Source organism: Devosia sp. Root413D1, from assembly GCF_001425235.1.
Lineage (GTDB): Bacteria > Pseudomonadota > Alphaproteobacteria > Rhizobiales > Devosiaceae > Devosia_A.
This window is the reverse complement of the sequence record NZ_LMEA01000009.1, coordinates 107119-133294: the sequence shown is the minus strand read 5'-3', so window position 1 is coordinate 133294 and position 26176 is coordinate 107119. Positions and strand designations below refer to the sequence as shown.

Annotated in this window: 29 protein-coding genes; 22 read left to right on the top strand and 7 right to left on the bottom strand. The window is 65.9% G+C overall.

What is annotated here, in order from left to right; genetic code table 11:
- The first annotated feature begins 105 nt into the window (after positions 1-105).
- The gene (locus ASC89_RS12675) at positions 106-882 is read left to right on the top strand and encodes a hypothetical protein (protein WP_055873053.1); all 777 of its coding nucleotides are present in this window, start codon (positions 106-108) and stop codon (positions 880-882) included.
- Between the two features lie 92 nt (positions 883-974).
- On the top strand, positions 975-1397 hold the full coding sequence (locus ASC89_RS12670; protein WP_055998330.1) for a MarR family winged helix-turn-helix transcriptional regulator: 423 nt from the start codon (positions 975-977) through the stop codon (positions 1395-1397).
- Here ASC89_RS12670 and ASC89_RS28500 read toward each other — a convergent pair.
- On the bottom strand, positions 1394-1561 hold the full coding sequence (locus tag ASC89_RS28500; protein ID WP_156384609.1) for a hypothetical protein: 168 nt from the start codon (positions 1559-1561) through the stop codon (positions 1394-1396). The two genes, ASC89_RS12670 and ASC89_RS28500, sit on opposite strands and share 4 nt — an antisense overlap.
- A 215-nt stretch (positions 1562-1776) precedes the next feature.
- On the opposite strand from ASC89_RS28500, the gene rpmI reads away from it, so the two are divergent.
- The 8 genes from rpmI to ASC89_RS12630 all read left to right on the top strand — a co-directional run bounded on the left by rpmI (position 1777) and on the right by ASC89_RS12630 (position 9049).
- Complete coding sequence (gene rpmI, locus ASC89_RS12665; protein WP_055047457.1) at positions 1777-1977, top strand: 50S ribosomal protein L35; 201 nt, start codon at positions 1777-1779, stop codon at positions 1975-1977.
- 13 nt (positions 1978-1990) lie between these two features.
- Positions 1991-2392, top strand: a complete 402-nt coding sequence (gene rplT, locus ASC89_RS12660; RefSeq protein WP_055873058.1) for a 50S ribosomal protein L20 — start codon at positions 1991-1993, stop codon at positions 2390-2392.
- A 288-nt stretch (positions 2393-2680) separates the two neighbouring features.
- Complete coding sequence (gene pheS, locus ASC89_RS12655; RefSeq protein WP_055873062.1) at positions 2681-3811, top strand: phenylalanine--tRNA ligase subunit alpha; 1131 nt, start codon at positions 2681-2683, stop codon at positions 3809-3811.
- Positions 3811-4272: a hypothetical protein gene (locus tag ASC89_RS12650; protein ID WP_055873067.1), complete on the top strand. Its 462-nt coding sequence runs from the start codon at positions 3811-3813 to the stop codon at positions 4270-4272. The genes pheS and ASC89_RS12650 overlap by 1 nt, the downstream gene beginning before the upstream one ends.
- Positions 4269-4694 carry a hypothetical protein gene (locus tag ASC89_RS12645; protein WP_156384608.1) on the top strand — a complete coding sequence of 142 codons (426 nt, stop codon included), beginning with the start codon at positions 4269-4271 and terminating at the stop codon, positions 4692-4694. The genes ASC89_RS12650 and ASC89_RS12645 overlap by 4 nt, the downstream gene beginning before the upstream one ends.
- Positions 4691-5344 carry a 3'-5' exoribonuclease gene (locus ASC89_RS12640; RefSeq protein WP_055998324.1) on the top strand — a complete coding sequence of 218 codons (654 nt, stop codon included), beginning with the start codon at positions 4691-4693 and terminating at the stop codon, positions 5342-5344. The genes ASC89_RS12645 and ASC89_RS12640 overlap by 4 nt, the downstream gene beginning before the upstream one ends.
- Positions 5341-7749, top strand: a complete 2409-nt coding sequence (gene pheT, locus ASC89_RS12635) for a phenylalanine--tRNA ligase subunit beta (protein WP_055998322.1) — start codon at positions 5341-5343, stop codon at positions 7747-7749. Before ASC89_RS12640 ends, pheT begins: the two co-directional genes overlap by 4 nt.
- A 10-nt stretch (positions 7750-7759) precedes the next feature.
- A complete protein-coding gene (locus tag ASC89_RS12630) occupies positions 7760-9049 on the top strand; it encodes an O-antigen ligase (protein WP_055998319.1) in 1290 nt (429 codons plus the stop codon).
- A gap of 241 nt (positions 9050-9290) precedes the next feature.
- Here ASC89_RS12630 and ASC89_RS12625 read toward each other — a convergent pair whose 3' ends face one another.
- Positions 9291-10319 carry an aldo/keto reductase gene (locus ASC89_RS12625; protein ID WP_055873087.1) on the bottom strand — a complete coding sequence of 343 codons (1029 nt, stop codon included), beginning with the start codon at positions 10317-10319 and terminating at the stop codon, positions 9291-9293.
- A 120-nt stretch (positions 10320-10439) separates the two neighbouring features.
- Between ASC89_RS12625 and ASC89_RS12620 the strand changes: the two genes are divergently transcribed.
- The 3 genes from ASC89_RS12620 to ASC89_RS12610 all read left to right on the top strand — a co-directional run bounded on the left by ASC89_RS12620 (position 10440) and on the right by ASC89_RS12610 (position 14109).
- Positions 10440-11435: a rhodanese-related sulfurtransferase gene (locus tag ASC89_RS12620; RefSeq protein ID WP_055998316.1), complete on the top strand. Its 996-nt coding sequence runs from the start codon at positions 10440-10442 to the stop codon at positions 11433-11435.
- A gap of 219 nt (positions 11436-11654) precedes the next feature.
- Complete coding sequence (locus ASC89_RS12615; RefSeq protein WP_055998313.1) at positions 11655-12590, top strand: LysR family transcriptional regulator; 936 nt, start codon at positions 11655-11657, stop codon at positions 12588-12590.
- Positions 12591-12783: 193 nt separating this feature from the next.
- Positions 12784-14109: a phenylacetate--CoA ligase family protein gene (locus tag ASC89_RS12610; protein ID WP_156384607.1), complete on the top strand. Its 1326-nt coding sequence runs from the start codon at positions 12784-12786 to the stop codon at positions 14107-14109.
- 43 nt (positions 14110-14152) lie between these two features.
- Here the strand turns inward: ASC89_RS12610 and ASC89_RS12605 are convergent, their stop codons facing one another.
- The gene (locus tag ASC89_RS12605; RefSeq protein WP_055998308.1) at positions 14153-15064 is read right to left on the bottom strand and encodes a hypothetical protein; all 912 of its coding nucleotides are present in this window, start codon (positions 15062-15064) and stop codon (positions 14153-14155) included.
- Between the two features lie 183 nt (positions 15065-15247).
- Between ASC89_RS12605 and ASC89_RS12600 the strand changes: the two genes are divergently transcribed.
- The 4 genes from ASC89_RS12600 to ASC89_RS12585 all read left to right on the top strand — a co-directional run bounded on the left by ASC89_RS12600 (position 15248) and on the right by ASC89_RS12585 (position 19452).
- Positions 15248-16870, top strand: coding sequence for a GMC family oxidoreductase (locus tag ASC89_RS12600; RefSeq protein WP_055998305.1), 1623 nt, complete (start codon positions 15248-15250; stop codon positions 16868-16870).
- Positions 16867-17310 carry a GyrI-like domain-containing protein gene (locus ASC89_RS12595; protein ID WP_055998302.1) on the top strand — a complete coding sequence of 148 codons (444 nt, stop codon included), beginning with the start codon at positions 16867-16869 and terminating at the stop codon, positions 17308-17310. The genes ASC89_RS12600 and ASC89_RS12595 overlap by 4 nt, the downstream gene beginning before the upstream one ends.
- A gap of 454 nt (positions 17311-17764) precedes the next feature.
- Complete coding sequence (locus ASC89_RS12590; protein ID WP_055998299.1) at positions 17765-18400, top strand: FMN-binding negative transcriptional regulator; 636 nt, start codon at positions 17765-17767, stop codon at positions 18398-18400.
- A 158-nt stretch (positions 18401-18558) separates the two neighbouring features.
- On the top strand, positions 18559-19452 hold the full coding sequence (locus ASC89_RS12585; protein ID WP_055873111.1) for a lipid kinase: 894 nt from the start codon (positions 18559-18561) through the stop codon (positions 19450-19452).
- Positions 19453-19692: 240 nt separating this feature from the next.
- Here the strand turns inward: ASC89_RS12585 and ASC89_RS12580 are convergent, their stop codons facing one another.
- On the bottom strand, positions 19693-20253 hold the full coding sequence (locus ASC89_RS12580) for a TetR/AcrR family transcriptional regulator (RefSeq protein WP_244488457.1): 561 nt from the start codon (positions 20251-20253) through the stop codon (positions 19693-19695).
- 136 nt (positions 20254-20389) lie between these two features.
- On the opposite strand from ASC89_RS12580, the gene ASC89_RS29120 reads away from it, so the two are divergent.
- The 3 genes from ASC89_RS29120 to ASC89_RS29115 are packed head-to-tail and all read left to right on the top strand — an operon-like array spanning position 20390 to position 21138.
- Positions 20390-20524, top strand: a complete 135-nt coding sequence (locus tag ASC89_RS29120) for a hypothetical protein (protein ID WP_274532708.1) — start codon at positions 20390-20392, stop codon at positions 20522-20524.
- Positions 20525-20534: 10 nt separating this feature from the next.
- Complete coding sequence (locus ASC89_RS12575) at positions 20535-20954, top strand: hypothetical protein (protein WP_156384606.1); 420 nt, start codon at positions 20535-20537, stop codon at positions 20952-20954.
- Positions 20955-21003: 49 nt separating this feature from the next.
- Positions 21004-21138, top strand: a complete 135-nt coding sequence (locus ASC89_RS29115) for a hypothetical protein (RefSeq protein ID WP_257720954.1) — start codon at positions 21004-21006, stop codon at positions 21136-21138.
- A 298-nt stretch (positions 21139-21436) separates the two neighbouring features.
- Here the strand turns inward: ASC89_RS29115 and mbfA are convergent, their stop codons facing one another.
- Positions 21437-22420, bottom strand: a complete 984-nt coding sequence (mbfA, locus tag ASC89_RS12570) for an iron exporter MbfA (RefSeq protein WP_055998289.1) — start codon at positions 22418-22420, stop codon at positions 21437-21439.
- A gap of 176 nt (positions 22421-22596) precedes the next feature.
- Here mbfA and ASC89_RS12565 point away from each other — a divergent pair, with 176 nt between their 5' ends.
- Positions 22597-23451 carry a PQQ-binding-like beta-propeller repeat protein gene (locus ASC89_RS12565; protein WP_055998286.1) on the top strand — a complete coding sequence of 285 codons (855 nt, stop codon included), beginning with the start codon at positions 22597-22599 and terminating at the stop codon, positions 23449-23451.
- 176 nt (positions 23452-23627) lie between these two features.
- Here ASC89_RS12565 and ASC89_RS12560 read toward each other — a convergent pair whose 3' ends face one another.
- Positions 23628-24545 (bottom strand): LysR substrate-binding domain-containing protein, encoded by a 918-nt coding sequence (locus tag ASC89_RS12560; RefSeq protein WP_055998283.1) that lies wholly within the window; start codon positions 24543-24545, stop codon positions 23628-23630.
- A gap of 97 nt (positions 24546-24642) precedes the next feature.
- On the opposite strand from ASC89_RS12560, the gene ASC89_RS28495 reads away from it, so the two are divergent.
- On the top strand, positions 24643-24801 hold the full coding sequence (locus ASC89_RS28495; protein ID WP_156384604.1) for a hypothetical protein: 159 nt from the start codon (positions 24643-24645) through the stop codon (positions 24799-24801).
- A gap of 207 nt (positions 24802-25008) precedes the next feature.
- Here ASC89_RS28495 and ASC89_RS12555 read toward each other — a convergent pair whose 3' ends face one another.
- Positions 25009-26172, bottom strand: a complete 1164-nt coding sequence (locus ASC89_RS12555; RefSeq protein ID WP_244488456.1) for a class I SAM-dependent RNA methyltransferase — start codon at positions 26170-26172, stop codon at positions 25009-25011.
- Between the last annotated feature and the right edge of the window lie 4 nt (positions 26173-26176).

Genomic DNA, 26176 nt, shown 5'->3' with positions numbered 1-26176 from the left:
ATTGTTCTCCTCGACAGATTAACTGTCTTCGGTAACCACATCAGCATCTACCCGGGCGGAATACTGGCCGGACCGATGGCATTATCGTAAAATGCGATCATGCAAGTGGCAGTCAGTACCGTGTCGGCGTCCGAATACCTTCGGGACATCCTCGATCGCGAGATGGTCACGCGTGAAGCGATGGCCGAACTGGTACGCGTTGAGAACAAGATCGCCGCGCTGTGCCACGCCTGGGGCAGCCGCGACATTGTCGACGTCACGCCGGGCGGCGGCTTCGAGAAGTCGATGGCCAATCGCAGCGGCATCAGTGTCGATTACGTGGTGTGGATCCACGCTCAATCGGATCGCCGCATCCCCGAACTTTACGAGTCGATGTTCTCGGCGTTCCGGCGTCTCGGCCTCGCGCCGGTCCGCCGCGACGTGACGCTGGCCCTCAACCTTGGCAACATGGTCGTCGACCTGCTGCCGGCCAAACGGCTGTCGATGATCTCGGACATCCACGAGATCTATTCGACCCGCCGATCCGCAGCGATCACCACGAACCTGCATCAGCACGTGCTCGACAGCCACGACGCCGGCCGGCACGAGGAAGTGCGGATCCTGAAGCTCTGGCGCGACCAGAACGGGCTGGAGTTCCCATCCTACTACCTGGAGCTCGCCACCCAGGCCGCGTTGCGCCGCCGCCCGGCCGGGGCGCTGGCCGACAATGTCTGGGCGGCGCTCGGCTTTTTCGAGCGCCTCCTAGTGCCGCGCGCCATGCTCGACCCGGCAAACGCCGCCAACATCGTCTCGGACGAGCTGACCGCGGCACAGAGGCGCTCCATTGCACTCGCCGCGGAGGCGGCGCGCAGTGGCCGGCCGTGGTCGGAGATCGTGCGGTAGGGATAACTGCAGCGTCTCTCTCAGTAAGGCCCAGCAATCTCCCCTTAAGTCACAACACGCTATGATGGCCTCTCACCTCTGGGGAGGAGGCCGTGTTCGACCACAAGGAAACCTTGTTTCACGTTGCGAGCCAACTGGCCCGCCGGCTCGCCAACCATCTGCGCGAGACCCTGGAGCCGTTCGGGCTGCATCCGGCACAGTTTACCGCGCTCAGCGAGATCGCCGAACGCGAAGGCCTGACGCAGGCTGAGCTGGTCGCCCGCCTCGAGCTCGAGCAGCCCGGCGTCGCCCGCACCCTCGGTGGCCTCGAAGCCGAGGGCTGGATCGAGAAGGCGTCGATCGGCAAGGGCCGGGCGCAGGGGCTCTATCTCAGCCCCAAGGCCAAGACCGTGCTGCCCGAAGCTGCGGCCGCCGCGGCACGCGCCGACCGGCAGGCGCTGGCGAGCCTTTCAAAGACCGAGGCCGCGCACCTGATCGATGGCCTCAGCGAGCTCGCCGCCGCCAACCGGGGCTAGCGCTCGGCCGCCAGTTGGGCCGCCGCCGGCTCGGCATCGGCAAAGGGCTTGGGCAGCAGCACCAAGACCGCCAGCGCCGCGAGCCAGATGGCGCCACGCAACTGCGCCTTGCTGGGCCTCGGCAACGGGCGGTTCGCCGGCTTGGGCGCAAACAGATCAGTCATTGAACGCTTCCCGGATCCCGCGCCTGCAGCGCGGCGCTTGCCGGGATCACGGCAGAGCGATATTACGTGCCGATGACGGTGACGGCGCGCCCTCTTGCGTCTGTGCCGCTTTCCCCCTATACACCCGCCTTCTCGACGGGCCGCCCGGCCAAAAGGCATGCCGTGGCGATCCCGAATGCAGGCTCTAGCGAGCCGCCTCTAACCAGGACAGCAAAATGCCAAAGATGAAGACTAAATCGGGCGCCAAGAAGCGCTTCAAGATGACCGCGACCGGCCGCGTCAAGGCTGGCGTCGCGGGCAAGCGGCACCGTCTCCTTAGCCACGACGCCGACTACATCCGCTCGCATCGGGGGACCAAGATCCTCAAGAAGGGCGATGAAAGTCTGGTCAAGTGGTACATGCCGTATAACCGTTAAGGAGCGCCGATAGATGTCACGCGTTAAAAGAGGCGTTACCGCCCACGCCCGTCACAAGAAGGTTCTTAAGGCCGCTTCCGGTTTTTACGGTCGCCGCAAGAACACCATCCGTACTGCCAAGGCCGCCGTCGACAAGGCCGGCCAGTACGCCTACCGCGATCGCCGGGTCAAGAAGCGCAACTTCCGCGCCCTGTGGATCCAGCGCATCAACGCCGCGGTGCGCGACCACGGCCTGACCTACGGTCGATTTATCGACGGCCTCAGCAAGGCTGAGATTGCCGTCGACCGCAAGGTGCTCTCCGATCTCGCGATCACCGAGCCCGCAGCGTTCGCCGTGCTGGTTGAGCAGGCCAAGAAGGCTCTGGGGTATCTCGGCAAGATCGAGACGACCACCCACGAGCGTATTTCGGCCTAAGCGTCTAGCCCCGGAAAGCATGTCCCCGCGAAAGCGGGGATCCATTTCCGGATCAAGGCTAAGAGCCAGTAAGAATTCTCGCCTTTTCTGAGGCCCTAAGCTAAGCCTTGCGCCGCCCCGTAACCGGGGATGGCGCGGGGCTTTTGTTTTTGGTCTCGACGCCGCCCAGAACACGACGTCACCCCGGCGAAGGCCGGGGCCCATCCCGAGATCTCAAGATGGATACCGACCTTCGCCGCTATGACAGCGAGTGAGCGGCAACGAAGCGAACGATAAATGGAACACCACATGTCTCTCGACGCTCAGATCGCCACCCTTCGCGCCGAAATCGCCGCCGCCACTGCAGCCGCCAGCGATGAGGGCGCCATTGAAGCCGTGCGCGTCGCCGCGCTGGGCAAGAAAGGCTCGGTCTCGGCGCTGCTCGCGACGCTTGGCGGCATCGCCCCGGAAGAGCGCAAATCGGCCGGCGCCGCCATTAACGGGCTGAAGACCGACGTCACTGCGCTGATCGAAGCCCGCGCCGCGGAACTCGGCAAAGCGGCGCTCGACGCCCGCCTTGCATCGGAGCGGGTCGACGTGACCCTGCCGGTCCGCCCCTCGCCCACCGCCGAAGGCCGCGTCCATCCGGTCAGCCAGGTGATCGACGAGATCACCGCAATCTTCTCCGACATGGGCTTTTCGATCGCCGAAGGGCCCGACATCGAGACCGACTGGTACAACTTCACCGCGCTCAATTTCCCCGAGGGGCACCCGGCGCGCGAGATGCACGACACCTTCTTCATGGCGCCGTCGCCGGATGGGGTGAAGCGCGTGCTGCGCACCCACACCTCGCCGGTGCAGATCCGCACTATGCTGAAGGGCAACGAGAAGCCGGCGGCGCCGTACCTGACCCCGGCAATCGATCCGCCGATCCGCGTGGTGATGCCCGGCCGCACCTACCGGCACGACTCGGACCAGACGCACACGCCGATGTTCCACCAGGTCGAGGGCCTCGTCATCGACAAGAGCTCGCATATCGGCCAGCTGCGCTGGGTGCTGGAGGAGTTCCTCAAGGCCTTCTTCGAGGTCGACAACGTGACGCTCAGGTTCCGGCCGAGCTTCTTCCCGTTCACCGAGCCGTCGATGGAAGTCGACGTGCAGTGCGACCGCTCGGGCGCCGAGGTGAAGATCGGCGAAGGCAAGGATTGGCTCGAAATCCTCGGCTGCGGCATGGTGCACCCGAACGTCTTACGCAATTGCGGGCTCGATCCGGATGTCTACCAGGGCTTCGCCTGGGGCATGGGCATCGATCGCATCGCCATGCTCAAATACGGCATGAATGACCTGCGCGCCTTCTTCGATGCAGACAAGCGCTGGCTCGATCACTACGGCTTCCGGCCGCTCGACCTGCCGACGCTGTTCGGGGGGCTCAGCAGCTGATGTCTGCCAACCCCCCGGCATCGTTGCGCGAGCGTGTGGTGCGCATGCTGCACCGCGAGATCGATGCGATCCTCGCTCCCGCCGGCTATGTCCAGGCCGGCGGGCGCTGGAGCCGCACGACCGCGTTCGCCCGCACCTGGGTCGAAATCCAGCGCAGCAGCTCGGGCCTTGCCTGCTACCTCAATCTCGGCCGCTTGCAGCGCCTGCTCAACTGGGAGTGGGTACCGCCCGGCACCTACTTCTCGGGCTGGCGCATCGGCGATTTCGCCGACAGTACGGCCGAGCACAACAGCCTCGACGCACTAGCCTATGATCAACTCGATGGCGACAGCCCGCTGCGGGCCAAAGTCATGGCCTTGCTGAGCGAGCGCGCGCTGCCGTTTCTCAAGGCCAGTCACACGCCATTCGGCTACCGGATGCTACCGCCCCGGCTGGCCGCCCTACGGGAGGCCAGGCCATGACGTGGACAATGCGACTGCTGATCGCCCTCGCGGCGATGACATTCATCTCGTCTGCAATCGCAGAAGAGATGGTCGCCTGCACGCCGGAGCATTACTACAACTCGAGCGAGACCCCACCGCTGATCATCACCATCGACAAGGCGCGCGGCGCCGGGTCGCGGGTGACGCGCATCGACCTCGAGACCGGCGCCTATCGCGAGCATTTCATTGGCTCGGACAACGACACCATCGAGGCCGGCAGCCTCAAGGTGATCAATCCGGGTTCGCTGCGCGAGCGCATCGATTTCGTGGCGCTCGACAGCAGCACCGGGTTTCTGCTGCGCATCAGCCTGATCGACCAGGACCTGCCGTTCGTCCGCGTCGACACGGAAGGCGCTGTCGCCTCCGGCCACTGCACCTACGTGACCGAGGTGCCCCGATGAGCCTGCAGCCGCCCATCGCGCCGGGTCAGTCGGAGCTTTGCACCTTCGTCGTCACCGACATCGAGTCCGACGGGCATAACCCGCTCGAATCCTCGATGCTGAGCTTTGCCTCGGTGGCAGTCGATATCGAGGGCAAGGTGCTCGACGAGTTCGAGGCGGTGCTGACGCCGCGCACCGACAGGAAGCCCGACCCCAACACCATGGCGTGGTGGCAGACGCAACCCGAGGCGTGGAAGCATGCCACCGAGAACCCGGAAGACCCAGGCGTGGTAATGCCGCGCTATGCCGACTGGGTCGAGAGGCTCCCCGGCTTCCGCGTCTTTGCGGCGGCGCCGATGATCTTCGACGGGTTGTGGATGGATCATTACCTGTCGGTATTCGCCGGCACCCGGGTGATGGGTGGACCGTACAAGATCCGGCAGATCTTCCGCGGCGGCGGCGTCTGCCTCTACACCATGGCCGGCACCTTACGCGGCGCCGAGTATACCAAGTGGGGCATGCAGCGCGTGCCACCGGCCTGGTACGGCCATATCGAACACACCCACCGCGCCATCGACGATGCGCGCGGCTTTGCCAACGTCCTCGCCAAACTTTTCGAGATCAGCGGGCAGCTGCCCAGGATCGAAGCGACCGAAAGCGTCTACAAATGAAGTTCACCCTCGACTGGCTGAAAGAACATCTCGACACCACCGCCTCGGCCGAGGAGATCGGCAAGGCGCTGACCATGGTCGGGCTCGAGGTCGAAGCGATCGTCGACCCCGCGGAAAAACTCAGGCCGTTCGTCGTCGCCCATGTGGTTGAAGCGAGGCCGCATCCGAACTCGGACCATCTCAACCTCTGCAAGGTCGATGCCGGCACCGGCACGCTGATCGATGTGGTGTGTGGCGCGCCGAACGCCCGCACCGGCATGAAGTCGGTGTTCGCCTTCCCCGACACCTATATCCCGGGTAAGGATTTCACCCTGAAGGCCGGCGTGGTGATCCGCGGCGAGCCGTCGAACGGCATGCTCTGCTCGGCCGCCGAGCTCGAGCTTTCGAACGACCATGACGGCATCATCGAGCTCCCCGCGGATGCCCCGATCGGCATGGCTTATGTCGATTATGCCAAGCTCGGCAACACGGTGATCGACATCTCGATCACCCCCAACCGCGGCGATGCTACCGGCGTCTACGGGGTGGCGCGCGACCTCGCGGCGTTCGGCATCGGCACGCTGAAGCACACCGACATGTCGCCGGTGCCCTCGAAGGGCCCGAGCCCGATCCCGCCGCTGCCGCACCAGTTCGGTGCCGGCGAGCCCAAGGCGATCCGCAAGTTTGCCGGCCGCTACTTCAAGGGCATCAAGAACGGTCCGTCGCCCGATTGGCTGCAGCAGCGGCTGCGTGCCGTGGGCCTGAGGCCGATCAACGCGGTGGTCGATATCACCAACCTCGTGTCGCTGGGCTGGGGTCGGCCGCTGCACGCCTATGACGCCGACAAGATCGTCGGGCGGGCCGTGCTGCGTAATGCCAGGCCGGGCGAGGCATTCGACGCGCTCGATAATAAAGTCTACGCGCTCGACGAGACCATGACCGTCATTGCCGACGATTCCGGCCCGCTCTGCCTCGGTGGCGTGATGGGCGGCATCCGCTCGGGCACCACCGACGAAACGGTCAACGTGCTGATGGAATGCGCCAGCTGGGACCCCGATCTGATCGCGCAGACCGGCCGCAAGACCGGCATCGTCTCAGATGCCCGCTATCGGCTCGAGCGTTCGGTCGATCCGGCGCTGACCGAACCAGGTCTCGAACTCGCCACCCGGCTGATGCTGGAGCTGGTGGGCGGCGAAGCGATGGAGCCGGTGATTTCGGGCGAGGACGTGTTCCCCAATACCGTGGTCGAGTTCCCGCTCAGCGAAGTCGAGCGCCTCACCGGCCTCGAGACTTCGCCCAGCGAGATCGAAGCCATTCTCGGCCGCCTCGGCTTCAAGCTCGAAGGCGCCGGCCTCACCCGCAAGGTGCATGTCCCGTCGTGGCGCCCTGATGTCGCCATGAAGGCCGACCTCGCCGAGGAAGTGATGCGCATGGTGGGCGTCGACAACGTGCCGATCGATCCACTGCCGCGGCTCAACCACGTGGCGCCGCGCATGCTGACGACGCTGCAGAACCGCCGCCGCCTCGCCCGCCGTACCCTCGCGGCGCGCGGGCTCGACGAGGCGGTGACCTGGTCGTTCATCCCGGAAGCGGAAGCGCAGCGCTTCGGCGGCGGCGCGGCCGAGCTGAAGCTCGCCAACCCGATCGCCTCCGAGCTCACCGACATGCGGCCATCGCTGTTGCCGGGGCTGCTCGGCGCAGCCCAGCGCAACACCAATCGCGGGCTGAGCGAACTCAAGCTGTTCGAAGTCGGCCAGGTGTTCCACTCGGTACAGCCGGAAGGCCAGCGCACTTACGCCTCGGGCCTCCGCCTGGGCGGTTCGCGCCACTGGCAATCGGCCAACGGCAAGGTCTCGGTGTTCGACGCCAAATCCGATATCGCGGCGCTGCTCGACGCCATGGGCCATGACATCGACAAGCTGCAGCTGGTGGCCGAACCCGCAGCCTGGAGCCATCCGGGGCGGGGCGGGCGCATTCAGCTCGGCCCCAAGCTGACCATCGGCTGGTTCGGTGAAGTGCACCCGAGCGAGCTCGAAAAGTTCGACCTTACTGGACCGGTGGCGGCATTCGAGCTCGATCTCGACGCGATCCCGGAACCGCGGAAGAAACCGACCCGCTCGAAGCCGGCGCTGAAGCTCAGCGACCTGATGCCGCTGAGCCGCGACTTCGCCTTCCTCGTCGACCGCTCGGTGCCGGCGGCGACGATCCTGCGCGCCGCCAGGAACGCCGACAGAACGCTGATTACGGAAGTGTCGGTGTTCGATGTGTTCGAAGGTAAGGGCATCGCCGACGACAAGAAATCGGTCGGCATCGCCGTGACGCTGCAACCCAGCGACAAGACGCTGACCGACGAGGAGATCGAAAAGGTGGCAACTGTGATCGTTGCCGCGGTCACCAAGGCGACCGGCGGCGTGTTGCGGGGCTGACGGAGAGCACATGCGGATCGGCGACAAGGTCGAGGCAATCAGCCGGGTAGCGCCGGAACTCCTGGCGATCACCGAGCTGCCACTGGTACCGGCGACGCCGCGTTTCGAGACGCTGCTGCGGCGCGCCGTGCTGGTCACGGCGATCGGCCTGTCGTCGATTCTTGGCTACCTCACCGCGCACGCGCTGTTCTTCCTGTTCGGCGCGGTATTCGTCTATTTCATCGTGACACAGCGGGCTGTCCGGCTGCGCTTCGAGCTGCCGGACAAGCTGTTCATTGCCGCCTTTACCCTGCTGTTCGTCAGTGCCGTTGCGACGGCGAGGCAGCCGGCCGACCTGGTGCCGGTGCTGGGCTTTTCCACCATGCTGCTCTATGCGCCGCTCGCGACGTTGTTCCGCCGCGCCGCGGGGGCCAGCAACTCCCGCAAGGTCGCCGATTTCGCGCTCTTCGGCACCGCCGCCGGGATGCTGCTGGCGGTGTTCTATACCTACGTGCTTGGCGCCGAACGCGCCGGCATGGGCTCGGCGATCACCGATCCGATCCGGCTCTCCAACACAGCACTGATCATCGGCTTTTTCGCCATGATCGGCGCCGCAGCTTCGTCGGGCCGGCAGCGCTTCATCTACCTGTTGGGCCCGCTGATGGCGCTGGTGGTGATCTTTGCTTCCGGCTCACGCGCGGCGCTGGTCGCCTTCCCGATCCTGCTGTTCGTCGGTGCGGTGCTGCTGGTGGAGCACAAGGCCAAGGCGTTGGCGATCAGCCTGTTGCTGCTTGTCGGCTTCGGCATTGTTGCCTATGTCGCCGACCTGGTGGGCGCCCGCTCGTCGTCCGCAATGTTCGACGCGCTGTCGATGCTGGCGGGCGGCGAAGACCCGGCAGATCTGGGCACTGATGTTCGCTTCATCCTCTATCGCGCCGGGGTGGCGGCGTATCTCGACGCGCCGATCTTCGGGCATGGCTGGGGCCAGCTGATGCAATCCATCGTGCCGCATCTTGCACCCGAAAACCTGGTGCACGCCCGCCTGCCGCATCTGCACGACGACGCGCTGAATTTTGGCGTCGCCGCCGGTGTGCTCGGCCTCGCCACCTATCTGGTGCTGCTGGTGCTGCCGATCGTGTCGTGCCTGTTCTCGCCGCGCGATAGCCAGTATCGAACCCGGCTTTATGGCTGCAGCCTGCTGGCAGTGAGTTATTTCGTGCTGGGGTTGCCCGACACGATGCTGAGCTTCCCCATGCACAACGCGCTCTACGTCGTGCTGACGGCGATGCTGCTGAACTACTGCCGGGACGAGCGGGCGTGAGACCTGCCACAATCACCGGTCACATCTCCCCCTTGGCGGGGGAGAAAGCGAAAACTTGGGCTTAGCACAGCTAAGTCCTTAGTTTTCGCAAGAGAGGGGGGCGTGAGGAGCCACCGTGCCCTCCAGATCCCCTCTCTTGCGATTTCTAGGACTTAGCAAACGCTAAGCCCAAGAAATCGCTTTCTCTCCCGCAAGGGGAGAGATGGCCGAGAGATCGAGCAAGTGGCCCTTCGTCGCCCGACTACCGCCCGGGCCGGCTGTCGATCAGGCCGCCTTTGGCGGCAGCGTCGATCGCCGCGATCTCCTCGGCCGAGAGCTCGAGGTTGTCGAGTACGCCGAGGCAATCCTTGAGCTGCTCGAGCGTGCGGATGCCGATCAGCGCCGAGGTCACTTCCCGTTTGCGCAGCACCCAGGCGAGCGCCAGCTGGACCATGGTTTGCTTGCGCGCCCGGGCAATCTCGCCGAGCTTGTCGACGGCCTCGAGGATGCGCGGCTCCAGCCGGTTGGCCGAGAGCGAGTAGTTTTCCGAGGCGCGGGTGCCGGAAAGGTCGCCCTTCAGGGTGTTGTACTTGCCCGACAGGATGCCCTGCTGCAGCGGCGAGAAGGCGATGATGCCGACGCCCAGCTCGTCGCAGGCGGCCATGGTGCCGTCTTCCTCGATCCAGCGGTTGAGGATCGAATAGTTGGGCTGGTGGATCAGGCAGGGCACGCCCATGTCCTTCAAAATCCGCACTGCCTCGCGGGTCTGCTTTTCCGGATACATCGAGATGCCGACATAGAGCGCCTTGCCCTGCCGATGCAGCTGCGCCAGCGCCCCCATCGTCTCCTCAAGCGGCGTCTCGGAGTCGTAGCGGTGCGAGTAGAAGATATCGAAATACTCGATCCCCATGCGCTTCAGGCTCTGATCGGCCGAGGCGAGGATGTACTTGCGCGAGCCGCGGTCGCCGTACGGCCCGTCCCACATGGTCCAGCCGGCCTTGGACGAAATGATCATCTCGTCGCGGTAGGGGCGGAAATCGCGCGCCATCACGTCGCCGAACAGCTCTTCGGCAGCGCCCGGCGGGGGGCCGTAATTGTTGGCGAGGTCGAAATGGGTGACGCCCTTGTCGAAAGCGTAGCTCAGCATTTCGAAGGCGCTGGGATAGTCGCGTGTGCCACCGAAATTCTGCCACAGCCCCAGGCTGATCACCGGCAGCTTCAGCCCGGAACGCCCGGTGTAGCGATACTGCATGCCGCCGCCATAGCGAGCGTCGCTGGCCCGATAGGTCATTTCATTCCTCCGAATTTGCTTGATTGTCGCGCTTCCGAACCGGAAAACCGCGGGACACTTTTCCTGGAAACGCTCCGGCCGATTTGCTCGTTGCAGCCGCCGGATGCTACACCCGCCGCGATGTCCGAGCTTTTAGAAACCGCCGCCAATCTGTCCGAACGCCTGAACCGTTTCAAGGTGCTGGCGCTCTACAAGTTTGCGGATTTCAAAGATTGTGCAGCGCTGCAGCCGGAGCTGGCGCTGTTCTGCTGTGCGAGGGGCATCCGCGGCACCTTCATCCTGGCGCCGGAGGGGATCAACGGCACGGTTGCCGGCACGCCCACCGCGATCGACGAGCTGATGGCCTGGTTCGAGGCGGCGCCGCTCTGGGCCGGCCGCCTCGCCGGCGCCGAGGCCAAACTCTCCAGCGCGACCGAGATGCCGTTCCTCAGGATGAAAGTACGGCTGAAGCCCGAAATCGTGACGCTGCGGGCGCCCGAAGCCGACCCCAGCAAGCTCGTCGGCAACTATGTCGAGGCCCGCGACTGGAACCGGCTGATCAGCCGTAACGATGTGACGCTGATCGATACCCGGAACGATTATGAAGTGAAGCTCGGCAGCTTCGCCAATGCCCGCGATCCGGCGACGCAGAGCTTTACCGAGTTCAAGGATTACGTGGCGAAACTCGATCCGGCCCAGCATCCGAAAGTCGCGATGTTCTGCACCGGCGGCATCCGCTGCGAGAAGGCCTCGGCCTACATGCTGTCGCAGGGTTTTAAGGAAGTGTTCCATCTGAAGGGCGGCATCCTCAAATATCTCGAGACCGTCCCCGAGGCCGAAAGCCGCTTCAACGGCGTGTGCTTCGTGTTCGACGAGCGCGTCTCGGTGGTGCATGGGTTGGCTGAGGGCGAAGCGGTGCTGTGTCGCGCCTGCCGCAACCCGATGCGTCCGCACGAAGCCGTCGGCTCGCTCTGCCAGGAATGTGCCGAAGCGGCCCCGGCTGGCGCCACTGAGCGCGAGCGGCAGATGGAACTGGCGCGGGCGCGGGGCGAGGCGCATCTGGGGGACGATGCGGCGGCAGCGGCGGCGCGGAACAAGGCGGCGAAGCTGGCGCGGCGGAAGCAGTCGGTCGACTGAAGCGAGAAACATCCGGGCTCCGCACACCCCCACCCATCCTCCCCCGTCACGGGGGAGGTGCCGCATCCAGCTTGGGGCACGATCCTGCCAACGCCCAGGATATTGGTCAGCCTTACTGACATATTTCTGTTGACATTCGCCGATGGCCGTTATCAGCATGTCCAATGTAAAAGCCTCGTCCGAGGCCCCAGGGTGCAACCTCCATAAGCGTCGCCTATCATGGACCTCGACCAGATCAGAACCTTCGACCGGATTGCGCAGGATCTGAGCTTCACCAAAGCCGCGGCCAAGCTCAACGTCACGCAGGCGACAGTGTCGATGCGGATGCGGGCGCTCGAGGACCTGTTGGGCGTGCCGCTGTTCCATCGCGGCCGCAATATCGCGCTCACCGACCAGGGCATGACGTTTCTGCCCTACGCGCGCCGCATCCTGCAGGCGGCGCAGGAGGCCAAGGAAGCGCTGCGCCGGGTGGAGCGCGGCCGGGTCTCCATCGGCTCGCTGCGCAGCCTCGTCTCGCCGCTGGTCACCGAGTCGCTGCTGCGCTTCCAGCAGAAATATCCGTCGGTCGACGTGGTGATCCACGAGGGCCGGCAGAGCCAGATCGCCGCCATGCTGCGCGAGCGTGATGTCGAACTCGGTATCCTCTGCTGGCCCAACCTCGATCCGCTGGTCACCGACCTGGTGCCGTTGTTGGTGCTGCGCGAGCGGGTGCCGATGGTGACGACGCCGCAGATCGCCGCCGAACTGGGGCTCGAACCCCGGATCGAGGATGTGCTGAAGCGTGTGCCGCGACTGATCTCGATCAACTGGTGGCAGGTCTATCCTGACGCGGCGCTGGCGCTGTTCCGGCGCGCCGCGGTGTCGGTGGAGCTGCCCACCGGGCCGGCGCGGCGGATCGCCATCCGGGGCGAAGGCGTCGGCTTCTTCGTCTATTCCGCCGTCGCCGACGACATCGCCGCCGGCCGCCTCACCGAGATCACGCCCATCGATGTCGACCCGGTGCATCGCGACATCGCCATGGTGGTGCGCAACGCCGCGGTGCTTGACCGCGAGATGCTGCGCGACTTCGCCACCGAGATCGCCGAGGAGTGCCGGAAGAACGGCACCATCCTCGAAACCACGCTCTTGCCCCCGACCGCGGCGAACGCGGCTTAGGCTGGCCTCGGAGTGCTTGGCGCCCCTCACCCCAGCCCTCTCCCCAGAGGGGCGAGGGCGCGATGTGGCACGGGCGGTGCAAAGTGCGTCCCCTCGCCCCTCTGGGGAGAGGGTCAGGGTGAAGGTGAGGGGCGCCAAGCGGCGGGGCCGGACGACGCTTGCTCCCGTCGCCCGGCTCGGCTTTAGTCCACCGATGGCCCAGGCGCGCGACTTGCAGCACGAGTTCTACGACATGCTGATGGAGAGCCAGTATTGGCTCCCCGAGACCATGCTCGATTACCAGCGCAGCCAGCTGGCGCAACTGCTGCGACATGCGCGCGCCAATGTGCCGTTCTACGAGAAGCGCCTCGATCCGGTGTTCACCGCCACCGGCGATATCGACTGGGGGCGGTGGGAAGAAATCCCCATCGTAACACGTCACGATATGAGCGCTCATCGCGCCGCGATGCTGGCGCTCGAAGTGCCGCTGGGACACGGTCAGTCCAGCACGGTTGCCAGCTCCGGCTCGACCGGCGAGCCGGTCCAAATCACCAGCAACCGGCTTACTTTTCTCACAAGCAACGCCAATCGATGGCGGGCCCAGCGATGGCACGATCTAGACTGGTCGGCGGCATACACTGCGCGCATCGGATCCGACGCCCGCTCAGTCTATCCGCACGGACTAACGCGCGGACGCTGGGGCCCTTCGTGGGACGCGGCAGCGCAACTCGGGCAGGCGTTCGAGTTGCACAGCGACGCCACCATGCGGGAGAACCTGGAGTTCATCAGGCGCACGGGCTCGCGCTATTATTCCACCGGACCCAAGACCCTGCATGTACTGGCACTCGAAGCCGAGCGGCTCGGCCTTGAGCTCAAGCTGCACTATGTGCTCGCCCAAGGTGGGCACATGGACGACGAGGACAAGGCTGCGTGCCGGCGGGTATTCGGAGCCAGATCGCTCGAGCTCTACAGCTCCAAGGAGGGCGGTCCGATCGCCTATCCCTGCGACCATGGTACGGGCATGCACGTCAACTCTGAGAGCGTGCTGGTGGAGATCGTCGACGAAGCGGGCCACGCAGTGGCCCCCGGTGCCAGTGGCCGCGTCATCATCACGCCCTTCGTCAGTACCGCCCAGCCGCTCATCCGCTACGAGCAAGGCGACATCGCTCGCTTCGGCCCACCCTGCACATGCGGACGCCATCTGCCGGTGCTGGCGGCGATCGAAGGACGGTCCATCGCTATTTTCAGCCATCCCGACGGTCGGCAGATCGCAACCATGTTGGGCAGTGGTGCGCGCACGGCGTTGAACTGCAGCTTCTGGCAGATCGCCCAGGTGGGGCCGTTGCAGTTCGAGGTCCGTTATGTGCCGCGCGACGGGTCAGTGGTAGCGGACGAGGCCTCAGCCAGGTCGGCATTCCACGCCGCTTTCTTCCCGGATGCGGAAGTCCGATTTGTACCCGTCCGCGAGATCCCGCTTACCGCTGCAGGCAAGTATATCGAGTACATAAACGAATGGGCGCGGACACCGCCGCGCCCATAGCACTGAACTTGCTGAAGCCTACCAGCCCGCCGCGGCGGCTGAATCAACTCTCATTATTATACTCGCAGACCCATTCGCCTTCGACGAGTTGCCATGACTCGTTCTCGGAAGGGCACGGCTCATCCGGCGGCCCATCCGGCTCCGCCGTGAGCAGATCCCCGGCCGCGCTGAACAGGTCCAGCGCGCGGTTCGGCGGGTCGTCCTGGCGGTGGCGGTCGATGAGGCTCTTGTCGGGATCGCCGAGGTAGCCCTTGATGCCGACGCGGAAGCTGTAGGCGCCGGTATCGTAGGCGCGCACTTCGCCCACGCCCGAAAGCGGAAAGCCGAGGCCGCTGAACTGGTATTCGGTGGCGAGCTTGAGCGATTCACGCCCGAGGATCGAGGCGGCGCCGAGGCTGAGGCGCCAGTCATCGGTCGGATACCAGGCCACATCGCCGATAGCGAAGAAGCCGTTCTCGTCGGGCATCGCGATGTCGTCATAGTCGATCGCCGCCCAGCCGGCCCAGCCTTCGAGGCTGATCCGGTCGAGATAGAGTTCCGCTTCGGGACCGATCGCGGCGAGCCGCGCGCCATCGGCGACAACCACGCCGGCGGTGACCCCGAGCAGATAGGACGAGGGGTCGCGGGTGAAAGCGTGCAGCGCCCCACCGAACGACCAGCTGTCATCGATATTGCCGATGGCTACGTCACCCTGGACGCCGAAGCGCTCGCCGATCGGCACCGATAGTGAGCCGGCGGCGCGGAAGGTGGCGCTCTCCGGATCGGTGATGCCGCCGAAATCCAGCTCCAGCTTGCCGTTGATCGCAGAAACCGCCGGCAGCACCAGATCGACATACTGATCTTCGACCGGCTCCGGCGAGGTGAGGATCAGGTCGGCGGCAGATGCCGCAAAACCGAACGGAATCGAAAACACGCTGGCAAGCAGCGCTGCTTTAGTCACGCGCAAAACTGACATGGTCCGCCCTCAACAACTGGGCGAAAGACTTGCACCACAACAGAATTCTGGCAAGCCGAGTCCGCGGTTTACTGAGAGATTTGAACGACCCCGTTGCCGAATTGCTGCAACAGCTCAAGACGATGGCAGCCTATCCAACACTCCGCCGGGCGGCTAAAACGAGCGCGTTGCAAGGGATTCCACATGGCCGAACGGAGCTTCGATTTCATCATCTGCGGCGGCGGCTCGGCGGCGTCGGTGGCGGCGATGCGGCTGGTCAAGGAGTTCGGCTATTCGGTGCTGATCATCGAGCGCGGGCCGCGCTCGACCAACCGGATCATGGCGATGCCGGCCGGCTACATGAAGTACCTGGCGCAGGACACTTTCCTCGAAATGCACAAGACGGTGCCGCAGCCGCAACTGGGCGGCCGGGCGCCGATCGTGCCGGTGGCGAAGGCACTGGGCGGCGGCAGCGCCGTCAACGCCATGGTCTATATGCGCGGCCAGAAGGAAGACTATGACGGCTGGGCCGCCGGGCTCGGCAATGCCGAAGAGTGGAGCTATGCGGATATGCTGGGGCATTTCCGCGGGCTGGAGCGCAACACCCGCTTCAATGACCAGTTCCACGGCATTTCGGGGAACCTGCGCGTCTCCGATCCCGGCCATATCTCCGATACCACCGAGGATTTCCTGCTCGCGGCGCAGGGGCTCGGCCACCGCTACAACCCCGATTTCAACGGTGAGCGGCAGAACGGGGTGGGCATCATGCAGCACACCTACGGGCAATGGGGCCGCTACAAGGAACGCTCGGACGGCAAGAAAGCCTTCCTCGACCCGCTACGGCGCGACCGGCGGCTGACCATCGTCACCGAGGCGCGGGTCGACCGGATCATCATCGAGAACGGCCGCGCCGTCGGCGTCGCCTATACCCGCGATGGCGATCCGCATGAGGCACGGGCCGGGCGCGAAGTGCTGGTCGGCGCGGGCACCTACAATTCGGCCAAGCTGATGATGCTGAGCGGCATCGGGCCGGCCGACCACCTCGACGATTTCCAGATCCCCGTGCTCGCCGACCTGCCCGGTGTCGGCTCGAATTTGCAGGACCACCACGAGGTCCCGGTGATCGCCACCACCAAGGGCAAGTCGGGCTATTTCGGCCAGGACAAGGGCTGGCCTATGTTCCGCAACGGCCTGCAGTACCTCTTGTTCAACTCGGGCCCGGTGACCACCACCGGCATCGAATCCTGCCTGTTCTACGATCCCGATGGCGGCGAGCGGCCGACCATCCAGCTCTATTGCGCACCGATCGTCTACCAGGACCGGGACGTGTCGAAGGCCCAGCCGACCTGGGGCGTCACCTTCACCTCATGCCTGTTGCGCCCCAAGGCGCGCGGCACAGTGCGGCTGCGTTCGGCCGACCCGGCGGCGCAGCCTTTGGTCGACTGCAACTTCTTCGGCGACCCGGAAGATCTGCGGCTCACCCTCGCTTCGATGCGGCATGCGCGCCGGCTGCTCGATACCGAACCGTTCCTATCGAAGATCAAAGAAGAGATCCTGCCGGGCAAGGATGTTACCGATCTCGCCGGCATGACCCGCTTTGCCCAGGAGACGGTGAAGACCAACTATCACCCGTCGGGCTCGCTGAAGATGGGGCGCGACGACGATCCGATGGCGGTAGTCGATGCGCGGCTCAGGGTGCGCGGCGTCGAGGGCCTGCGGGTCATCGACTGCTCGATCATTCCGGCCATTCCGTCGGCCAATACCAATGCCGCCGCCATGGCGATCGGGAGCAAGGCGGCGAGCCTGATCGCTGAGGATTATCGATGATCGAGACCGTCGAACTGCCGGAGATGCACGCCATCGGCGTGCTGGTCGAGGCGCACTGGAACGACTTGCCCAAAGCCATCCCGGCCGCCTGGACCCGGCTGTTCGAGACCGATACCGGCGCCAGCTCGTTTCTCGAGGTATCGATCTCACGCGACAACGGCATCTACCGCGAGCTGGTCGGCTACCTCGCGGCGAAGAAAACCGAGGTGCCCGACGGCATGGTGCGGATCGTCATCCCGGCGCAGCGCTACCTCAGGATCGTGCACGACGGCCCGCTGGTCGAGATCGCCGCCGGCTTCGAGAAGCTCTATGCGCATGCCGCCGTGGCGGGGCTGAAGGCCACCGACTACAAGCTCGATTTCGGCTACCTGCCCGGCCTGCCGGCCGGGCGGCACGAGCTGCACGTGGCGCTCGAACCGGAGCCGCTGCGCCTCGGCTGAAACGCTGTTCAGCCATCGTTCTCTTGTCCGCTGGCGGAAGCCGAGCGCTCCCCTCCCCCACGGGGCGCTACGCGTCCCCTAGGAGGGGAGGGGTTTGGGCTCGCATATGGGCTCTGACAGCAGTTGGATGGCCTTCTCCCCTTGTGGGAGAAGGTGGCCGAAGGCCGGATGAGGGGGCCGCGCAACGAAGTGTAGCGCGGTCGGAGCGAAAGCGACGAGCGACACCGTACGCGGAGAGAACCCCTCATCCGCCCCTCGGGCACCTTCTCCCACAAGGGGAGAAGGCACTCACACAACGGCCGGTGGCTTCCATATGCGATTGCCCTCAAGGGGGAGGGAGGCGAAAACCGAAAGATCCGGATGAGGGTGGAGCTTTCGCTGGGATGACATCGCGAGTGGTTCAGCTTATCGATGAAAATGACCTGGCAATCATCGCAGCACGTTCGAGGCATCCATGTACCAGCCACCTGCCTTCCGCGAGACCGATCTCGAAACGCAGCAGGCGTTCATCGCCGCGCATCCGCTCGGGCTGTTGATCTCGGCCGGCGAGGGGCTGCTGGCCAACCCGATCCCGTTCCTGCTCTACGCAGCGGAAGGCCCGCTGGGGACGCTGCGCTGCCACATGTCGCGGGCCAACCCGCAATGGAAAGCGCTGGGCCAGAACCCTGACGTGCTGGTGGTGTTCCAGGGCACCGAGCACTACATCACGCCCAGCTGGTACCCGCAGAAGGCAGTGGACGGCAAAGTCGTGCCGACCTGGAACTATGCCATCGTCCAGGCGCGGGGCAGCGCCCGGATAATCGACGACGCCGCGTGGCTGCATGCCAATGTCTCGGCGCTGACGGCGCAGCACGAGGGCAGCCGGCAGAAGCCATGGGCGGTGTCGGACGCGCCGGACGCCTTTATCGCCAGCCAGCTCAAGGGCATTGTCGGCATCGAGATCGAGATCGCCGCCATCGACGCCAAGTTCAAGGCCAGCCAGAACCGGCCCGAGCTTGACCGGGTCGGCGTGGCGCACGGTCTCGCGGCGGAAACCGACGCCGAAGCGCCGGCGATGCGCGAGTTGGTGAAGGCGCGCGGCGGCATCTAGCCTCGATCGTTCGCCGCTAGATTGCACAGTTTGTTCCACCCACTCGGGATCGGGGGGAGGTGAGGACGGTGGCAACCCATCGGCGGCGGCATCTGGCCGCTCTTGCGGTTTCATGGCTGCGCCTCCATCTACGGCCGTTCGCAACGTGAGCCCTGCCTATGAGCCTTCCCGCGCGCCGTCGGGCGCTGATGCTGGTCAATCCCAATGCCCGGCGCGGTACCGAGAGCCTCGATCCGATTGTTAACCGGCTGGAAGCCGGCGGCATCGACGTGGCGATCGAGCGGTTCAGCTCGCCGGGTGAAGTGGCGGCCGACATCGTCAGGCGCCGGCACGAGGCCGACCTCGCCATCGTCTGCGGTGGCGACGGTACCATCAACGCGGCGGCCAATGGCGTGGTCGCGGCGGGGCTGCCAATGGGCATCCTGCCGATGGGCACGGCCAACGACCTGGCCCGCACCCTCGAGATCCCGACGCAGCTCGACCTCGCTGCCGACATCATCATCGCCGGCAACCAGCGCCGGGTCGACCTCGGCGACGTCAACGGCCACCCGTTCTTCAATGTCGCGACCATCGGGCTCGGCGCCGACCTCGCCATGGGGCTCAGCGCCGAGACCAAGCGGCGCTGGGGTCGGCTCGGCTATGCCATCGGCGCGCTCAAGGTGCTGATGCAGGCGCGGCCGTTCAGCGCCACCATCATCAACCGCGAAGGCACCTCGCACGTCAAAACCTACCAGATCGCGGTGGGCAATGGCCGGCACTATGGCGGCGGCACGGTGATCGAGCAGGATGCCAGCATCGAGGACGGCACGCTCGACCTCTACAGCCTCGAGATCGACAATGTCTGGAAGCTGGCGCTGATGCTGAGCGCCTTCCGTTCCGGCACGCATGGCGCCTGGGAAGAAGTGCGCACCGCCCGTTGCGTCGAGTTCGACATCCGCACCAGGAAGCCGCGCCCGGTCAATCTCGACGGCGACATCGTCACCCAGACCCCGGCACATTTCCGCATCCGCCCGGGTGCGATCACGGTGTTCGCACCGCCGGCGGGGGGCTGATTGCCCACCCGCTGACTTGGCAGTCGGGACGCCCTCTCCCGCTTGCGGGGGAGGGGGAACCGTCCGAAAGGACGGTGGGAGGGGGGAGCCGCAAACGCCGGCTCTGCCCCATCCGCTCACTGCCGGTGAGGGAAGCATGACCCACTTTCAACGCGTGGGGCTCCCCCCTCCCACCACGCTTTCGCGTGGTCCCCCCTCCCCCACAAGCGGGAGAGGGCGGCCGACTGAAGGTCCGGCGCGCTAGTCCACCGCCAGCCGTAGCAGCACCGCAAGGGCATCCCCTGTGGCCGAGGGCGAGGCGTAGCGGTGGGCGGCGTAGTAGCCGAGCAGCGCCAAATACAGCCCTTCGGCGCGGCGCTGCGCCACGTCCGGGGCGTGTCCCGCCAGCAGCAGCTCATCGCGAAGATAGTCGACGCGGCGCGCGTCGATGGTGCGGACCCGCGCTGCCGTCGCCTCGTCCTGGCCGGCCCAGGCGCGGATGGCGCCTTCGACCGCCGACACCTCGGCCCCATGCACATCGAACTGCACGGCTTCCTCGAGCACGGCATCGAGCCGCGCGGCCGGCGTCGGCAGGTGCGCCGCGGCGGCGATGACCTGCTCGGTGCCTTCGTCTTCCCACAGCGTCAGCAGCGCATCGAGCAGGTCGGCGCGATCGCGGAAGTGCCAGTAGAACGAGCCCTTCGAAGTCTTGAGCTGCCGCGCCAGAGCCTCGACCCGTACCCCGTCCACACCCGCCGCGCCGAGCGCCACGGTGGCGGCAACGGTCCAATCCATGCGGCTGAGGCTCTCGGCTTTGCTCACGTCATTGATCTCCTGCCGCCAAATCTTCTGACCGCGACCTGCCGTCGCATCCATACGCTACCGTATGGACGAGCGTCGAGGATGCCGATACATACGGCACCGTATGGTCGCCTGCAATGCACTGGAGGGATCCAAGATGAGCGCACCTCAAACAGCCAAGGCCGAGGCCCGAGCGGGATGGCGGCTCGCCGTCTGCGGCATCCGCATCGAATGCGGCGCGCTGCGCCTCGCCGCCATCGTCATCGCGGCGCTGCCGCGCTCGAAAGCCTGAGGAGGTTCGGATGCTGAAATGGGCTGGATGGACGATGATCGGGATGAGCGTGCTGCACCTGATCGTGCTCGGCATGGACGCCATCGCGCTGCTGCCGGCATGGCTGTCGGGGCAGCTGTGGACGCTCGAACACTGGCAGCCGGTGGCAACGCAAAGCCCCGACATGGCGGCCAATGGCGCGGTGTTCCACGCCACGCTCGGCAGCTTCGCGCTGCCGATGCTGGTGTTTGGCGCGCTGGTGCTGTGGATGGACCGGCGCGGCCTCGTGCCGCCGGCCTTTGTCGGCTGGGGCATTGGCGCCTGGGCGTTGCTGGCCGGGCTGGTGATGGAGCCGAGCGGCTATCCGCTCGGGCTCATTCCGGCGGTGCTGCTGGTGCTGGCGGCGCGTTCCGGCGTGAGCAGTTCCGCCTCACGGCGGAGAGTGCTATGATCGCTGAGCCGGCGCCCTTGGCCCCGGCAACGATCACGGGAGGCCGCCTATGCAGGGTATCCGCCACGAAAACGTCGATCACGGACTCGAAACCCAGCACGAACTGCACTTGCTGCCATGGCCATTCCTGGTCGGGCTGTTCGCCGTGCTGGTGCTCGTGGTGTTCTTCGTCGTCGCCAACTGAGCGACGACCATAGCCGCCGGCCCGGGATGAGAGGCTGCCGCGGAATTGGGACGCTCCGCCGTTTCCTGGAGGATGGCATGATGCGCTTCGGTTTGCCTTCTCCCCATGTGGGAGAAGGTGGCGCGCAGCGCCGGATGAGGGGGCCGCGCAACGAAGTGTAGCGCGATCCGAGCGTAAGCGAGGAGCGTCCGAGTACGCGGAGAGATACCCCTCATCCGCCCTTCGGGCACCTTCTCCCACAAGGGGAGAAGGCACCACGTCTGCTGTCAGCGGCTCCCCACGTGCGATTGCATGCAGCCTAAGCACTGCCAATAATTATCCCCGCCGCAAAGACCAGCGCCCCGCCGACCACCACCTGCAAGGCGGCGCGCCAGAACGGGGTCTGCATGTAGCGGTTCTGGATGAAGGCGATGGCCCAGAGCTCGATCACCACCACGGCGACGGCGACGCCGGTCGCGGTCCAGAAATGCGGGATCAGGTAGGGCATGGCATGGCCCAGGCCACCCAGCGTGGTCATGGCGCCGGTGACGACGCCGCGGGTGATGGGTGAGCCACGGCCGGTAAGCTTGCCGTCATCGGCGGCGGCTTCGGTAAAGCCCATCGAAATGCCGGCGCCCACGGCGGCGGCGAGGCCGACGAGGAAGGTCGACCAGGTATTGCCGGTGGCAAAGGCCGCGGCGAACACCGGCGCCAGTGTCGATACCGAGCCATCCATCAGCCCGGCGAGGCCGGGCTGCACATAGGTCAGAAGGAACTGCCGGTGCTCCTCGCTCTTTTCGGCGGCCCGCTCCTCGACGCCGAGCGCCTGCTCTTCGAGCTTGCCGGCCAGGTTGGCGTGCTCACGCTCCTCCACAGCGAGGTCGCCGAGCAGCTTCCGCACTTCGACATCCGTCGTTCGGCCGGCCGCCTCGGTGTAGAAGCGCGACGCCGCCGCCTCCATCTCGAAGGCCAGCTGGCGTACCGCTTCGAGGCTCATGGTTTCCATCAGCCAGACGGGCTTGCGCTCAATGAAGCCACGCACGTGCTCGCGCCGGATCGGCACGAGGCGCGAACCGAACTTTTCCACATAGAGGTCGAGCAGCCGGCGCCGGTGCCCGTCTTCCTCGGCTGCCATGCCCTCGAACACTTTTGCCGTCGCCGGGTAGCGCGAGGCGAAGCGCTCGGCGATTTCGGCGTAGATGGCGCCATCCTCTTCTTCGGCGGCAACCGCCAGGGAGAGGATCTCGCGTTCGTCGAGCGAGAGGAAATCCCGCAGATGCGGGTGGAGAAGTCGTGCAAACATAGCGCTCTAGCCATTCAGTTTAGAATTATTCTAAGCATGAACAACGAGTCCGACAACCCCCGGTCATGCCTTTCGCTGATATCGAGCAAAGGCCGAACCTTGTTCGAGTGCGCATAGGCTCGCGCCGCCGGCACGCCTGCGGAGGCCGGCCAAAATCGATAATCGGAGGAAGACCCATGTTTTTGCGATTGAGCCTCGCCATCGGCCTCGTTGCGGCCGCCACCCTTGGCGCCTCAGCTCAGAGCGCCACCGAGAGCTGGCGGCTGGGCGGGCTGAAAATGCCGGAATCGGTGATTTTCGACACAGCCAACAACCGGCTGATCGTCACCAACATGGTAACCTTCGGGCCCGATGGCGGCGCCGACGGCTACCTCTCCCTCGTCTCGCCCGACGGCAAGCTCGTCACCGAGCAGTGGACCACCGGCCTCACCGACCCCAAGGGCATGGCGATCGTCGGCGACAGCCTGTTCGTCGCCGACAGCAATGGGCTGGTCGAGATCAAGCTGAGCGACGGCTCGATCGTCACCACCCACGCGCTCGAGGGGGCGATGTTCCCCAATGACGTCACCAGCGACGGCACCGATATCTATGTCAGCGACCTGATGGGCTCGGCGATCTACAAGCTTGCCGGCGGCACAGTGGAGAAGTGGCTGGCCGACGAGCAGCTCGCCACCCCGAACGGGTTGTTCATCGACGGCAAGACGCTGATCGTCGGCTCGATGGGCACCGGCATGAAGCCCGACTTCACGTTCGACAGCAAAGGCGGGCTGCAGGCAGTGGACCTCGCCACCAAAGCCATCACGCCACTGACTGGCGCCATGGAAATCGCCCTCACCGACGGCGTCGCCCGGCTCGGCGACAGCCTGGTGTTCGACGACAACCCGGCTGGTACCATCCTCAGCTATGCCGACGACAAGGTGACGACGCTGACCACGCTGGCGCCGGGAGCGGCGGACCTGTGGGTTGAGGGGAAGGTGGTCTATGTGCCGCTGACGCAGACCGGGGAACTGGTGGCGTTGACGGTGGAGTGAGGCTCGCCCGGCGCAAGCGGCCCCACCCCACCCTTGATCCCTCCCCATCAAGGGGAGGGAGAGATGACTGATAGTCCGGCTGGCTCGATCGTCTCCCTCCCCCTTGTGGGGAGGGTAGCGGAGCTGGGCGAAGCCTGTAGCGAAGCTGGGTGGGGGAGGCCACGCGCGCCGCCCCCCTACCCCTCCCGCCGCTTCACCTGCGCCACATAGCCCTCGGCTGAATCCGGCACCTCGGCCCGCAGCCATTCGCGGAACAGGCGGACCTTTTTCGGCTCGCGCCGGCCTTCGGCGACGATCAGCCAGTAGCCGAGGTCGCTTTCGACCGAGGTGGCGAAGGGGCGGACCAGGCGGCCGTCGCTGACCGCGTCGGCCGCCATCATATCCACCGCCATCAGCACGCCCTGCTCCGAGATCGCAGCGTCGAAGGCCAGAGCCGGGTCGTCGTAGCGCGGGCCGGTGAGTTCGAGTGGTGGCGCTTCGGCCGCCGCGAACCACGGCTCCCAGGGCAGCATAGAGGAAGTGTCGCGGATCAGCGGCACACGGGCGAGATCGGCCGGCGTGTGCAGCAGTTTCGCCATCGACGGCGCCGCCACCGGGCTGTAGCGCGCCCCGCCGACCAGCTCGGCCTTCAGCCCCGGCCAGTTGCCGCGGCCGAAGCGGATGCCGAAATCGATGTCGGAGTGGACGAGATCGATCATCGTGCCGGTCACCACCAGCCGCACTTCGATTTCGGGGTGCAGCTTGTTGAACTTGGCGATGCGCCAGATCAGCCAGCGCGAGGCAAAGACGCTGCCGACGGTGAGGGTCAGCACCTTCTCGTCGCCGGGCTTGAGGTTGCCCACCGCATCAGCCAGCGCGGTGAAACCGCTGGTCAGCTGCGGCAGGATCTGGCGCAAGGCCGCAGTCGGACGCAGGCCCTGCGGGGTGCGCTCGAACAGCTCGAGCCCCAGCCGCTCCTCGGCCCGGCGCAGATGCTGGCTGACGGCGCCCGGCGTCACCCCGAGTTCCTCGGCGGCTGGGGCAAGCGCACCGCGGCGCGCCACGATCTCGATGGCGCGGATGGCATTGAGCGGAATGGGGAACGGGCTCGGCATATAGATTTTCTATACCCATCGCAAATTCTTGTCGATTGGCGCGCGTAGCCTCACAGCACATATTAGGCCGTACACCGCACCCAAGGAGGGCTTCAAAATGTACAACCTGTTCAGTGAACTGCGCCTCTGGCTGGCGCGACTGTTCGAGATCGACGGCGATGAGACGGGCGACGACCCGCTGAGCTGCATGAGCGCGCGTGAGCTGGCGGATTTGCCGGTGTATCACCCGCGGTTTGACGACTGCATCGGGGCTTAGACACGCACTGGCCGTGCCACCCCGCCCCCTCGCCCCTCTGGGGAGAGGGCGGCGAAGAGGCCGAAGGCCTCATCGCGGGGTGAGGGGCGCCACGCGCGCCGGATCATCGTCCTGAAGGCAACCGTCAGTGTGCTTGGCTACCCCTCACCCTAACCCTCTCCCCAGAGGGGCGAGGGGACGCTGGGGGCGCCGCCGGCGTGAAACTGCCTAAGCCAGCACATCCGTCCGATACAGCGTCACCCGCAGCCCGCCATGCAGCACTGGCGCGCCATTCGGCAGGAACGGCAGCGCTGTGGCCCGGGCCAGCCCCGCTTCTGTGGTGATCAGGCCGACGCGCCAGCCGGAGAAGCGTTCGCGCAGTACGCTGCCGAGGCTGCGGTAGAGCGGGCCGAGCGAGGCGCTTTCGCCGATGCGGGTGCCGAAGGGTGGGTTGACGATCACGAGGCCGGGCGGTCCCGGCGGGCGCTCGAGTTCGCCGACCGGCAGTTGTCGGAACTCGGTCAGCCCGGCGATGCCGGCGCGCTCGGCATTGGCCTTGCTCATTTCGATGGCGCCGGCATCGCGATCGCTGCCATAGAACCGCACCGTCGGTTCGCGGCGCGTGGTGGTGCGCAGCGCGTCCCACTTGGCGCGATCGAAGCTTGCCAGCTGTTCGAAGGCGAACGTCCGTGAGCGGCCCGCTTGCAGGCCGGCGGCGATCTCCGCCGCTTCGATGACGAAGGTGCCCGAGCCGCACATCGGGTCGAGCACCGGCTCGTCGCCGGTGTAACCGCACTGGCTGAGGAACAGGGCCGCCATGGTCTCGCGCATCGGCGCGCGGTTCACCGCTTCCTTGTGGCCGCGCTTGTGCAGCAGCTCGCCGGAAGTGTCGACGCTGATGGTGACGAGATCGTCTTCGATCCGCGCCATGACGGTGAGCGGCGCCTTGTCGACGACAGTGGCGCCCAGTTCCTCGCGGATGGCGGTGGCGACGCGCTGCGCGGCAGCCCCGGCGTGATAGATTTTCGATTTGCGGCAGCTGGCCTCGACCGCCACTGGCACGTCGGGCCGAAGCAGCGCCGCCCAGGGGAGCTTCCGCGCCCGCTTGTCGAGCTGGGCCAGGTGCATGGCGCGGAACGTCGCGAAGCGGGCCAGTACGCGGCTGGCGCCGCGCAGCTCTAGATTGGCGCGCCAGACCTCGGGCCAGCCGCCGGTGATGGTGACGCCGCCCTCGACCTGCTGGGGTTTCTCGAAGCCCAGCGCAGCCGCTTCGGCGCGCAAGGCCGCCTCGAGCCCGGGAGTGGCGACGAGGAAAATCTCGAACGGCGCGTTCGGATCGAACTCACGCGGCTGGGCATCGGGGAGGTGCGACATGCGGCTGCTGTAGTGCATTTCC